Raw genomic sequence first — 12,403 nt, 5'->3', positions numbered from 1 at the left:
CTTTGGGTCCATCTCTTTCGTCCGCGAGCCGCCGCAGCGTCGTCGCGCCGGTCGCGCGCCGGGTTCATTCCGCCTCCGTTCCCGTTAGCGGCACGCGACGTTCAACGATTCAAGGCGGCGCCGACCGCCATGGGAGATCCCCCGTGAAACAGATTTTGGCCGTAATCCTGGCCAGCTTCCCGCTCGTCATCATGATCGGGGTGTGGAGCGGCGCTCTCTGAAGCCACCCCGTTACCGCCCCAGTGGGCGATCGAACCCCGCCACCACATCGCCGAGCGTCTGCATCAGCGCAGCGTTGCGCCTGTCCGGCGTGTTCCCCAGCCGCACCACCACCACGCCGCGACCCGGCCCGCTATCCGGGCTGGCGATCACGAGCTGGCCGAGATGCCCGTCGGCCGCGACCGCGCTGGCCGGGCCCTTGCCGGGGAACAGAGTCGGTTTGCCCTCGGCGCCGCCGGGCCGGTTGAGCCAGGTCTGCCCGCCATATTCGGCATTGGTCGGCGAGGGCGTCTTCATGAAGGCGAGCCACGCCGGGTCTACTACCTGGCGCCCGTCCCGCGCCTTGCCGTCGAGCAGCAGTTCGCCAATCCGGCCCCAGTCGTCGAGCGTCATGTGCAGGAGCGAGCCGCCTATCTGCGTGCCGGCGCCATCATATTCGAGCACGGCGCTGGTGATGCCCGCCGGCTTGAACAGCCGCGCCTGCGCGAAGTCGGTATAGGTCTTCGCCCGCACCCGCGGATCGCGGCTGCCGGTCAGCGTGCGCGCGACGATCTCGGCCAGGATGATCGTCGTCAGCGAGCTGTAGCGGAACGTCGTGCCCGGCTTCGCCTCGAGCGGGTGGCCGATCGCCGCCGCCGCCATCGCCGCGGTATGGCTGACGAACAAAGTCTGGTTGGTATCGGACTTCTCGACCGGATCGCCCACTTCGATATGCTGCAGCCCGGACGACATCTGCAGCAGGTGGCGAAGGGTGATCGCCGCGCGCGGATCGCCGGGCCTGTGCCACTCCGCGATCGGGGCGGGCGCGTCGAGCTTCAGCCGTCCGTCGGTCACCAGAGCGCCGACCAGCATGCCGGTCACCGTCTTCGCCATCGACCAGCTGATGAAGCGGTTCTTATCCGAATAGCCCGACGCATAAGACTTAAGCGCCGGGCACCCGTCAGCCGTGACCAGCACGGCGCGGGTTTCGGGATGACCGGAGAACAATAACCTGATCGGTGCCATCGATTTGGCCAGATCGGTGCCGGGGCACGACCCGATGCTGTAGGTTGGCCGGGCAGGCGGCGGGGAATCCGCACTCGACAGGAGCAGCGGCACCAGCGCGATAAGGGCGGCCTTGCGCAGCATCGCCGTCACGATAGGGTGCACACACATGAAGGCAAGGCGCATCGCGGTCGGTCTGGGGGTGCTGCTGCTGGCGCTGCTCGCCGCTGCCTTTGTCTATGCGCGGACGCTCACGCCGCAGCTCGAACTCGGCACCAGCTATGCAGCGCGTATCGCCTGTGCCTGCCGCTATATCGGCAACCGCGACTTGAAGAGCTGCCGCGCCGATTTCGAGCCCGGCATGGAGGCGATCCGTCTGTCGGAGGATGAGGCGACAAAGACGGTGACGGCCTATGTTCCGCTGATCGCGAGCCGTTCGGCGACGTACGATCCGGTGCTCGGGTGCCAGGCCGAGCCTTTCAGGGGCGCACCGCTGAAGCTGCGCTAATACTCCCTCTCCCCTTGTGGGAGAGGGAAGGGGCCCATCGCTCTTGCGATGGGAAGGGTGAGGGGGAAACTCGTTTAGGGGCGTTTCGAACCTCACTCCCCCTCATCCGACCTCGCTACGCTCGGCCACCAGTTTTGGCCGGCCGACGGGTAAACCATGCACCCGGCATGGTTTATCAGGCTGTTGAGAAAACCTTCGTCATTCCCGCGCAGGCGGGAATCCATAAGCTTGGCGCTCTGGTATCGCACTGAAACGCAATGGGCTATGGATCCCCGCCTGCGCGGGGATGACGATTGAGGTCGGTCCGAATCATCTTTTTCAACAGCCTGTTAGAAATGCCCGGGGGGCATTTCGACCCGTTGGCCTGCCAAAACTCCCACAGGGGGAGAAGCATTCACGCCGCCACGGCTACCAAGGCCCGCTCGGTTTCCTCGATCCACCCGCCGCCGAGCACCCGCTCGCCGGCATAGAGCACCGCAGCCTGGCCTGGCGCGACGCCATATTCCGGCATATCGAACACCACCCGGTCGCCGGCCAGCCGCGCCGGCACCGGCTTGGCGAGGGAGCGCACCTTGGCGGTCAGCGGTCCCTGATGGTCGCCGCCGATCCAGTTGATCTCGCTGAGGCGCGCCGCCTCGACCGCCAGCGCGGTCCTTGGCCCGACGACCACGCGACGGCTCTCGGGCTCGAGCCGGATAACATAGAGCGGCTCGGGCGTGCCGCCGATCTCAAGCCCACGGCGCTGGCCCACCGTGAAGTGGATGAGACCACGATGCCGGCCGAGCGTACGCCCGCCCTCATCGACGATCTCGCCACTGGTATCTGACTCGGGCCTGAGCTTCTTGACCAGCGACGCGTAATCGCCGTCGGGCACGAAGCAGATGTCCTGGCTGTCCGGCTTGGCCGCCACGCCAAGGCCAAGCTCGGCCGCCAGTTCTCGCACGCGGGTCTTGGGCAGGCCGCCGAGCGGGAAGCGCAGATAATCGAGCTGGTCCTGGGTCGTCGCGAACAGGAAATAGCTCTGGTCCCGCGCCGGATCGACCGCGCGGTGAAGCTCGGCGCCAGCGAGACCCTCGACGCGGCGGACATAATGGCCGGTTGCCAGGCAATCCGCGCCGAGATCGCGCGCGACCTGGAACAGGTCGGTGAATTTCGGCCCCATGTTGCAGCGGACACAGGGAATCGGCGTGCGGCCGCGCAGATATTCATCGGCGAATCCGTCGATCACCTGATCGCGGAAGCTCGATTCATGGTCGAATACATAATGCGCGATACCAAGCCGGTCGCATACGGCGCGCGCGTCGCGGATGTCGCGGCCGGCGCAACAGCTGCCGGCGCGGCCGACCGCCTCGCCATGGTCGTAGAGCTGGAGCGTGACGCCGATCGTTTCCGCCCCGCTGCGTGCGGCGAGCGCGGCGACGACCGAACTGTCGACGCCACCCGACATGGCGACGACGATCCGCCTGCCCTTCAGATCGGGCCCAAGCTGGAAATCTCCCTCGGTCATCATGCGCGCCAGATAGGGCCGCAAAGCCCGCGATGCAAAGCCGCAAGCCTTTCCAAGCTCTTTAGATCGGCTTTACCGGAATTTCAGACCCTTGCTCTAGATCAGGCCTTCGATCGAGTCTCTGACGCCGGAAAGGGCGCTATGGATCTGAGTTTTTCCCGGTTCGAGGCCGACGCCGGCGTCACCGTCCTCCCGCCCGATCTGGCGGTGCTGATGGTAGGGATCGCCGCGCGCCAGGCAGCGAGCCCGACAGCGATGCGCCACGCCCATCTGGTGCCGGCGTTCCGCCACCGGAGCTGGTTCGCGCCGGAACATGGCGCGTTCAACCTTTCGGTCGCCGAGATGCTGAGTCGAGAACAGGAAGGAATGAACCCGGCGTTTACCGAGCCGCTTTAGCCGGTGTTCAAGTCCGCTGCGTAAAGACGTTGAAGAACAAGAGAGGGGGCCCCCCGCCCCGATCGAGGTTAAGAATGATCGAAAACCAGAAAATACGCCCCGCCAAAGTCATCGGCCCGCTCGGCGAGCCGCTGACCCTGGACACGCTGCCCCCGCCCGAGACGACCCGCTGGGTCGTGCGCCGCAAGGCCGAGGTTGTGGCTGCCGTGAACGGCGGACTGCTGTCGGTCGACGAAGTGTGCGACCGGTACGGCCTCACCGTCGAGGAATTCGCCGGCTGGCAGCGTGCGATCGACCGTTCGGGCATGCCGGGCCTGCGGGTCACGCGCATCCAGCATTACCGGTCGCTGTACGAGCGCCAGCAGAAATACTGATTTCTTTCCTGCGGCCCCGTTTTCGGGCCCGTTGTCGGGATTGCCGAGGTTCCGCGCGCCCACCACCGTTCGTCCGGAATGGTTGCGGTGGCGTTATCGCTCAATCGAGCGAAACGCACACGGAACAAATGCAAGCGGTCATGAGTCTTTCCAGTCCGAACCCGGACTAGCCGGGAACAACGGAGGGAAACATGGTGGGTCTTATTGTTTGGCTGGTAGTTGGTGGTGTCGTCGGCTGGCTCGCCAGCATGGTCATGCGTACTGACGGACAGCAGGGCGTTATCCTGAACGTCGTGGTCGGCATCATCGGGTCGGTGATCGCGTCCTTCCTCTTCGGAGGTGGAATCAATCAGGTCATCACCGTGACGACCTTCGTTTATTCGCTGATCGGTGCGATCATCCTCCTCGCGATCGTCAACCTGGTTCGTCGCGGCAGCGTGCGCTGATCCAGGAACATGGTTGAAGAGATGCGGGCCGCCCGGGCAACCGGGCGGCCCGTTTCGTTTTTACTTCAGCAGGAACCGCACATTCACCGACACAGTCACCTCGGTCTCGCCGGGCACGACCCGCGTCGATGAGTCCGCGCCGGCGGCCATTGCGCGATTGCTGAACATGATCGGTTGCGGCGTGCTGCCATCATTCTGGCCCGCTTCGGAGATCGACAGAATCCGCGATACCGAGAGCCCTGCGGCGCGCGCATAGAGTTCGGCCCGGGTGCGGGCGCGCTTGACGGCATCGGCCCGCGCCTCGTCCAATGCGGTTTCCGGCTGGTCGATCGACAGGGTCGGACCGTCGATCTGGTTGGAGCCCTGAGCCACCAGCGCGTCGAGGATCGCGCCTGCCTTGGCGACGTCGCGGAAACGGATCGAGACGCTGTTGCTCGCCTGATAACCGGTGACGACCGGCGCCTGGCCGTCGGCATAACGATATTGCGGGCTGAGCGAGACACTGGCCGTCCGGTTGTCGCGCGGAGCGACGCCGGCGCGCTTCAGCGCATCGAGAACCGCCGCCATGCGCTTGGCGTTCTCCGCAAGTGCGGCCGCGGCCGTCGTGCCCTGGGTCACCACGCCGGCGCGGATCGTCGCGACGTCCGGCACCCGGGTCGTTTCGCCCTGGGCGGTGATGTCGAGGATCGCGCCATCGGCAACGATGGTCGGGGTCACCTGTGCCGCGGCAGGCGACAGGGTAAGCGGCAGGGTGGCGAGCGCCACGGCGGTCGCGAGATAACGCATCAATATACTCCCGTATCGAACCGGGCCGGCTGGCCCGCGCGCCCTTCATGCGGACATGCAGGACAACCCTAGCTGAACGAGAATCGGCTCAGCGTACCCGCCGGCTCATCACGAGGCGATACAGCGCCAGCAGGGCTATCGCGCCGAGCGTCGCCGCAAGATAACTGTGCCACCAGACGCCCGTGATATCGAAACCGAGCATCGGCGCGATATAGGCGGCGAGCAGGGCACCCGCGATTCCGATCAATATCGTCACGATGAAACCGCCGGGATCCTTGCCGGGCATGATCATCTTGCCGAGAATTCCCGCGACGAGCCCGATAAGAATCCAGCCAAGAAAAGAGTTTGGCATCGCTCACTCCCTCAATTGCGGCACGCCGCTGCGTGTCCGCGTCGAAACGTCCTCTCCATAACTCCGTTATGCAACCGTTTCTTTACGGCGGCGCCTCGCTGCACTTGCGAAAACAGCCTGAAACGGCCATGGCGAATCATTCGCAAAACGACCCTTGAGGTCGGTGCCTTATTTCTATAATACAGTCGGACGTTAACGACGCCATTTGGGGGCGGGACGGGGAAAGTGACGCACATGAACTACGGGAAGCCGGCCTTCGGCAGCGACGACCACCTGGCATTGCCGGGCACGGAGGGTCGTTCGCAGCGCCGTTGGTGGATCATCGGTGCAGCGATCCTTGCGGTCCTCGTCGTGGTCGGCGTCTATTTCGCCATGTCCGGCGGAAAGAAGGGCGACGCGGCGGCGACCGCCGCCACCGGGGTCGGCGGGAAGGACGAGCAGCTGCCGACCGTGTCGGTCGTCATCCCGGGCCGCCAGTCCTCCGCGCGCATCATCTCGGCGACCGGATCGCTGGCCGCCAAGCGCGAGATGCCGATCGGCGTCGCCGGCGAAGGCGGCATGGTCACGCGCGTCCTGGTTGAACCGGGGCAGTGGGTCGCCGCAGGCCAGGTGCTCGCGACGGTGGATCGTTCGGTACAGACTCAGACCGCCGAATCGCTCGCCGCGCAGATCAGGGTGGCGCAGGCCGATGCGACGCTGGCACAGTCGGAGCTCGACCGCGCCAAGCAGCTCGTATCGCGCGGCTTCATCTCCCGCGCCGACATCGAGACGAAGACGGCGACGCGCGATTCGGCCAACGCCCGTGTCCGCGTGGCGCAGGCCCAGCTTGCCCAGCAACGCGCCACGAACGGCCGGTTGGACATCCGCGCGCCGGCAGCGGGTCTGGTGCTGACGCGCGCGGTCGAACCCGGCCAGATCGTCAGCCCGGGCTCGGGCACGCTGTTCCGCATGGCCAAGGGCGGCGAGATGGAAATGCGCGCGCAGCTGAGCGAGGCCGATCTCACCGGCCTGCCAGTCGGTGTATCGGCACAGGTCACCCCTGTCGGCGGCCAGCAATCCTTCACCGGCCAGGTGTGGCAGGTCTCGCCGGTCATCGATCCGCAGACCCGCCAGGGCATCGCGCGTATCGCGCTGAGCTACAACCCGGCGCTTCGCCCCGGCGGCTTCGCCTCGGCGACGATCCGCCGCGGTTCGACCGACGTGCCGCAGCTCCCCAACTCGTCGATCCAGAGCGACACCCAGGGCAATTTCGTGTATCTCGTCGGCGAAGGCGACAAGGTCGTCCGCCGCTCGATCAAGCTCGGGGAAGTCTCCGACACCGGCGTGGCGATCACCGAGGGGCTGAACGGTACCGAGCGTGTCGTGCTGTCGGCCGGCGCATTCCTGAATGCTGGACAGAAGATCAAGCCAGTCCTCCAGAAAAAGCAAGGCTAAGGGTCTCTCCTCATGAGCTTTCGCAACATCTCCGCCTGGTCGATCCGGAATCCGATTCCGTCGATCGTGCTGTTCTTCATGCTGACGGTCGCCGGCATCGTCAGCTTCTGGACGATGGAGGTGAACAACGACCCGGACATCGATTTCCCGGTGGTGATCGTCCAGATCAGCCAGCCAGGCGCGGCCCCGACCGAGCTGGAGAACCAGATTACCCAGAAGGTCGAATCCGCGGTCCGCAGCCTGCAGGGCATCGACGAGATCAACTCCACGGTGACCGAGGGCAGCTCGACGACGGTGGTCCAGCTCAACATCGGCACCCCGATCGACCGCGCGGTCGAGGACGTGCGCAGTGCCGTGCAGCAGATCCGCTCCGACCTGCCCGACGGCATTCTCGAGCCGCAGGTTTCGCGCGCCAACACCTCCGGCAACGATCTCGCCAGCTATGCCGCGGTCAGCACCGACATGACGATCGAGCAGCTGAGCTGGTACATCGACAATAATGTCGCGAAGGAACTGCTGTCGGTCCCCGGCATGGCGACGGTCAGCCGCAATGGCGGCGTCGACCGCGAAATCCGCGTGATCCTCGATCCCGCCAGGCTTCAGTCGCAGGGGCTGACCGCGAGCCAGGTCAACCAGCAGCTGCGCCAGGTGAATCTCAACGCGGCCGGCGGCCGCGCCGAGATCGCCGGCTCCGAACAGTCCGTCCGCGTGCTCGGCAATGCCAAGAACGCTTTCGACCTCGGCCAGACCCAGATCGCGGTCGGCGGCGGCCGCACGGTCAAGCTGTCGGATATCGCCCAGGTCCGAGACCTTTACGCCGAGCAGCGTTCAGCCTCCGAGATGAACGGCCGCCAGGTGCTGAGCTTCGACTTCCAGCGCTCCAAGGGGGCGTCCGACGTGTCGGTCTATCACGGCGCCAAGGAGAAGCTGGCTGCGCTCGAGAAGCGCAATCCGAAGGTTCATTTCCAGCTGATCTTCAACGAAGTGAAATATGCCGAGCAGCAATATCACTCTGCGATGGAGGCGATGGTCGAGGGCGCCATCCTCGCCGTGCTCGTCGTGTTCCTGTTCCTGCGTGACTGGCGCTCGACGATCATCTCGGCGCTCGCCATCCCGCTCTCGGCGATCCCGACCTTCTGGTTCATGGACCTGCTCAGTTTCAACCTGAACCAGATGACCTTGCTCGCGCTCAGCCTGGTGGCGGGCGTCCTGGTCGATGACGCGATCGTGGAGATCGAGAACATCGTGCGCCACATGCGCATGGGCAAATCCGCCTATCAGGCATCGATCGACGCCGCTGACGAGATCGGGCTGGCCGTGCTCGCCACCACCATGTCGATCGTCGCCGTGTTCCTGCCCGTCGGCCTGATGCCGGGCGTTTCGGGTCAGTTCTTCAAGAATTTCGGCCTGACCGTCGTCGTCTCGGTGCTGATGAGCCTTGCCGTCGCGCGCCTCATCACGCCGATGATCGCCGCCTATTTCCTGAAGGCGCATGGCGAAGCCAAGCATGGCGAAGGCCGCCTGATGGACATGTACATGTCCACGCTGAAATGGACGCTGAGTCACCGCTGGTCGGCGGTCGTTGGCGGGGTCGTCTCCTTCGCGCTGACCATCGTGCTGTTCGCCACCCTGCCGATGACGTTCCAGCCCGATCAGGACCAGGATTCGAGCACCGCCACGATCGAGATGGTGCCGGGCACCACGCTCGACGACACCAAGCTGGTCGTGCGCCGCGTCGCCGACTTTCTGCGGAAGCAGCCGGACGTCGAATCAGTCTATTCGCGCGCCTTTGTCGGGAATGGCCGGGTCACCGCCATCTTCAAAGAGAAGAAGTCGATGAAGAGCATCGCGTTCGAGCGGTCGCTCGCGCCCGAGCTCGCGAAGATCCCCGACGCCCGCGTCTCCTTCCGGTCGAGCAATGGCTGGGGCGGCAGCGGCCGCGACCTGACCATCACGCTCGGCGGCGACGACCCCGTGTTGCTGACCGCGACCGCGGTGAAGATCGTCGAGCAGATGGGCAAGCTGCCCTCGCTCGTCGCGCCGCGCATCACCGGTGACCTGAAACGGCCGGAAATCGTCATCTCGCCGCGCATGGACCTCGCCGCCAATCTTGGCGTGACCACCCAGGCGCTGTCCTCGGCGATCCGCATCGCGACGCTTGGCGACATCGACCAGAACAGCGCGAAATTCTCGCTATCCGATCGCCAGATTCCGATCCGCGTCGCGCTCGACCAGAATGCCCGCCAGCGCCTGTCGACGATCCAGAACCTGCCGGTTCAGACGGCATCCGGCGGTTCGGTACCGCTCAGCCTCGTCGCCGAGATCGGCTTCGGCGCCGGCCCGACCAAGATCGATCGCGTGGCGCAGCAGCGCCAGATCACGATCGGCGCCGACCGCGGCAACGACACCAACGGCAAGCAAATCGTGTCCAGCGTCGCGATGAAGCAGATCCACGATCTGCCGGCGATGAAGAACCTGCCGGTCGGCATCAGCGAACTGACGCTTGGCCAGGCCAAGTGGCAGCAGGAGATGATCAACAACTTCATCGTCGCGGTGGTGGCAGGTATCTTCCTCGTCTTCGCCGTGCTGGTGCTGCTGTACCGCCGCCTGCTGCCCCCGTTCGTCAACATGCTGTCGCTGCTGGTGGCGCCGCTTGGCGGCCTGCTCGGCCTGCTGGTGACGGGCAATCCGGTATCGATGCCGGTCTATATCGGCATCCTGATGCTGCTCGGCATCGTGGCGAAGAACTCGATCCTGCTGATCGACTTCGCGCTGGAGGAGATGAACAAGGGCGTCGAGACCGTCACCGCGATCATCGATTCGGGGCACAAGCGCGCCCAGCCGATCGTCATGACCACGGTCGCGATGGTCGCCGGCATGGTGCCGACCGCCCTGTCGCTGAGCGGCGACGGATCGTGGCGCGCGCCGATGGGCATCGTCGTGATCGGCGGCCTCACCATGTCGACCGTGCTGACCCTGCTGATCGTTCCGGCCAGCTTCAGCCTGGCGGTCGGGATCGAGCGCTGGATCGGCCCGAAGCTCGGCCGCCGCCTGCTCACCTATCGTCCGGGCGACGATGGCCGGCCGGTGATCGACCACGACCCGGCCCCGCGAATCGGATCGAAGCCAGCGACGATCGACCATCGTCCAGGCGGCGACGAGCCCCAGCCTGCCGAATGACGCGACACCCCGGCCCCGGAAAAGATCGGGGCCGGGCGTCAAATCGACTCTCCACTTGAACAATCCCGGGTTTCGGGGATTGTTTCGGTCATGAAGCTACTCGCGCGCGCACCTCGTAACGGGGAAACCATCCCGGCGGGCCTGCGCCAGATGCGCTGGATCGCGACCGGGCTGCTGATCCTGATGGCGGCGATCTTCCTGACCGCCCGCGCGCTCGACCATGTCAACCCGGTGATCGGCTTCATCCGCGCCTTTGCCGAGGCGGCTATGGTCGGCGGCCTGGCGGACTGGTTCGCGGTCACCGCACTGTTTCGCCATCCGCTCGGCCTCCCGATCCCACACACCGCGATCATCCCGCGCAACAAGGATCGAATCGGCGAGACGCTCGCTGCCTTTCTGCGCGACAATTTCCTGGTGCCCGGCGTGGTGGCCCGGCGGATGCGCCAGCTCGACGTCGCAGGCGCCGCCGGCCGCTGGCTGGCGAGTCCCGCCGGTACCCAGGGGCGGTTGCGCAAGGGCGCCTCGCGCCTCGCCGCCAACATGCTCGAGGCGTTCGACCAGCAGCGGCTCGGCGGCATGGTCAAGGCGACGATCGGCCAGCGCCTGCGGGCGCTCGACGTCTCGCCGCTGCTCGGCCAGGCGCTGACCGCGGCGATCGCCGAAGGGCGGCACGCGCCGTTGCTCGACGGCATCATCCGCTGGGCAGCCAAGGTGCTGGCGGCGAACGAGCATATGATCCGCGCGATGGTGCACGAGCGCGCCGGCTCGGTGATGCGCTGGACCGGGCTCGACGAGACGCTTGCCAACAAGATCATCGATGGCCTCGACAATCTGATGCACGACATGGCCGAGGACCCCGACCATCCGCTCCGCGCGAAGGCCGAGGAAGGCCTGGTCGCCCTCGCCCATGATCTGCAACATGACGACAAGATGCGCGACCGGGTCGAGGCGCTGAAGGCGGAGATCATCGACAACCCGGCTATGCAGCGCTGGCTCGACGGGCTTTGGGAGAGCGCGCGTGCCGGGATGCTCCGCATCGCGCGCGACCCGGATGCGGTGCTGACCGGGCAGCTCGGCGAGGCGCTGCGGCAGCTGGGCGACACGCTGCAGCATGACGAGATGCTGCGCGCCACCATCAACCGCTTCGTGCGTCGCACGGCTGTCGGCATGGCGGCGGATTATGGCGACGGCATCGTCCGCCTCGTTTCCGAGACGGTGCGCGGCTGGGACGCCCATACCATCACCAGGCGGCTGGAAAATGCGGTGGGCAAGGACCTGCAATATATCCGCGTCAACGGCACGCTGGTCGGCGGGCTGGTCGGCCTGATCATCCACAGCGTGGACGTGCTGTTATGAGAGTGTGTCTGAAAATGCGCCGTAAGCGCATTTTTGCGGCACCGGCCCGCTCCCCCTCCCGGCCACCCACAGCGTATCCTGAATGGGTGGCCGGGAGGGGGAGCGGGCCGGTGCCGCCTGTAAAATTCGTCCTTCCGCGAATTTTCGAACCTATTCCGCCCCGCTATCGTTCCCAGTCGACGATCGGCCAGCCTTTTTCCCGGGCGAGCGTACGGAGCGGGCCATGCGCGTTCACGGCGAACGGCTCGTTGGCCCAGTCGAGCACGGGCGCGTCGGACACGTGATCCGAATAGAAACGGATATCTGCATCGGCCCGATTAATGTCGTTCGCCGACATCCAGGCCTGGATCATGCGGAGCTTCGCCGGACCGTAGCAATTCTCGCCCGCGATTCGGGCGCGCAGCCGGTCATCGACACGTTCGACCTCGGTGCCGATCACGTCATCGAAGCCGAGCCGGTCGGCGATCGCGCTCGCATAGAAGCGATAGGACGCCGTCGCCATCACCAGCCGGTAGCCCGCCGCCTTGTCGGCCGCGATCTGCGCGCGGGCGCCGGCGAAGACGCCCGACGCGACGACCGAATCGGCGAAGCGCCCGGCCGCCCGCTTCGCCTGGGTATCGCGCATCGCATGACCCAGCAGCAGGCGCTGCGTGATCTGTTTCAATCGGGCACGGTCGATCGCCTTCATCGCATAGGCGCCGGTCGCCAACCCGGCGAGCGGCAGCAGGGCGAGCCGCCACGGGGCCTGGCGCCGTGCGGTCCGGACCAGGAACGACGTCCAGGTCGGTGCATGGGTGATCGTCTTGTCCATGTCGTAGATGGCAAGCTTGTGCGGAGAAGGCGTTCGCATCGTCGCACCCT

Annotated in this window: 12 protein-coding genes; 7 read left to right on the top strand and 5 right to left on the bottom strand. The window is 65.9% G+C overall.

Annotated features, from left to right (window positions below; genetic code table 11):
* Positions 1-231 precede the first annotated feature (231 nt).
* The gene (locus AC1DT7_RS03010; RefSeq protein ID WP_478034111.1) at positions 232-1,374 is read right to left on the bottom strand and encodes a serine hydrolase domain-containing protein; all 1,143 of its coding nucleotides are present in this window, start codon (positions 1,372-1,374) and stop codon (positions 232-234) included.
* On the opposite strand from AC1DT7_RS03010, the gene AC1DT7_RS03005 reads away from it, so the two are divergent.
* Positions 1,373-1,711: a hypothetical protein gene (locus AC1DT7_RS03005; protein ID WP_478034110.1), complete on the top strand. Its 339-nt coding sequence runs from the start codon at positions 1,373-1,375 to the stop codon at positions 1,709-1,711. The two genes, AC1DT7_RS03010 and AC1DT7_RS03005, sit on opposite strands and share 2 nt — an antisense overlap.
* 394 nt (positions 1,712-2,105) lie before the next feature.
* Here AC1DT7_RS03005 and mnmA read toward each other — a convergent pair whose 3' ends face one another.
* Positions 2,106-3,218: a tRNA 2-thiouridine(34) synthase MnmA gene (gene mnmA / locus AC1DT7_RS03000; protein ID WP_478034109.1), complete on the bottom strand. Its 1,113-nt coding sequence runs from the start codon at positions 3,216-3,218 to the stop codon at positions 2,106-2,108.
* Positions 3,219-3,359: 141 nt separating this feature from the next.
* Between mnmA and AC1DT7_RS02995 the strand changes: the two genes are divergently transcribed.
* The 3 genes from AC1DT7_RS02995 (at position 3,360) to AC1DT7_RS02985 (ending at position 4,434) form a co-directional block, all read left to right on the top strand.
* Positions 3,360-3,614: a hypothetical protein gene (locus AC1DT7_RS02995; RefSeq protein WP_478034108.1), complete on the top strand. Its 255-nt coding sequence runs from the start codon at positions 3,360-3,362 to the stop codon at positions 3,612-3,614.
* 74 nt (positions 3,615-3,688) lie between these two features.
* Positions 3,689-3,988, top strand: a complete 300-nt coding sequence (sciP, locus tag AC1DT7_RS02990) for a CtrA inhibitor SciP (protein ID WP_272624352.1) — start codon at positions 3,689-3,691, stop codon at positions 3,986-3,988.
* 194 nt (positions 3,989-4,182) lie between these two features.
* On the top strand, positions 4,183-4,434 hold the full coding sequence (locus tag AC1DT7_RS02985) for a GlsB/YeaQ/YmgE family stress response membrane protein (protein WP_478034248.1): 252 nt from the start codon (positions 4,183-4,185) through the stop codon (positions 4,432-4,434).
* A gap of 60 nt (positions 4,435-4,494) precedes the next feature.
* Here the strand turns inward: AC1DT7_RS02985 and AC1DT7_RS02980 are convergent, their stop codons facing one another.
* Entirely contained in the window at positions 4,495-5,220 is a 726-nt protein-coding gene (locus tag AC1DT7_RS02980) for an SIMPL domain-containing protein (RefSeq protein WP_478034106.1), read from the bottom strand.
* 88 nt (positions 5,221-5,308) lie between these two features.
* Positions 5,309-5,572 (bottom strand): GlsB/YeaQ/YmgE family stress response membrane protein, encoded by a 264-nt coding sequence (locus AC1DT7_RS02975; protein ID WP_478034105.1) that lies wholly within the window; start codon positions 5,570-5,572, stop codon positions 5,309-5,311.
* 234 nt (positions 5,573-5,806) lie between these two features.
* On the opposite strand from AC1DT7_RS02975, the gene AC1DT7_RS02970 reads away from it, so the two are divergent.
* The 3 genes from AC1DT7_RS02970 (at position 5,807) to AC1DT7_RS02960 (ending at position 11,542) form a co-directional block, all read left to right on the top strand.
* Positions 5,807-7,006 carry an efflux RND transporter periplasmic adaptor subunit gene (locus tag AC1DT7_RS02970; protein ID WP_478034104.1) on the top strand — a complete coding sequence of 400 codons (1,200 nt, stop codon included), beginning with the start codon at positions 5,807-5,809 and terminating at the stop codon, positions 7,004-7,006.
* Positions 7,007-7,018: 12 nt separating this feature from the next.
* Complete coding sequence (locus AC1DT7_RS02965) at positions 7,019-10,186, top strand: efflux RND transporter permease subunit (protein ID WP_478034102.1); 3,168 nt, start codon at positions 7,019-7,021, stop codon at positions 10,184-10,186.
* A 90-nt stretch (positions 10,187-10,276) separates the two neighbouring features.
* Positions 10,277-11,542, top strand: a complete 1,266-nt coding sequence (locus AC1DT7_RS02960; RefSeq protein ID WP_478034101.1) for a DUF445 domain-containing protein — start codon at positions 10,277-10,279, stop codon at positions 11,540-11,542.
* A gap of 163 nt (positions 11,543-11,705) precedes the next feature.
* On the opposite strand, the gene AC1DT7_RS02955 is transcribed toward AC1DT7_RS02960, so the two are convergent.
* Positions 11,706-12,392 (bottom strand): HAD family hydrolase, encoded by a 687-nt coding sequence (locus AC1DT7_RS02955; protein ID WP_478034100.1) that lies wholly within the window; start codon positions 12,390-12,392, stop codon positions 11,706-11,708.
* Between the last annotated feature and the right edge of the window lie 11 nt (positions 12,393-12,403).

This window comes from Sphingomonas sp. P3_C6 (assembly GCF_056402595.1).
Note: the sequence above shows the minus strand (reverse complement) of the source record. Positions and strands in the feature narration are given on the sequence as shown.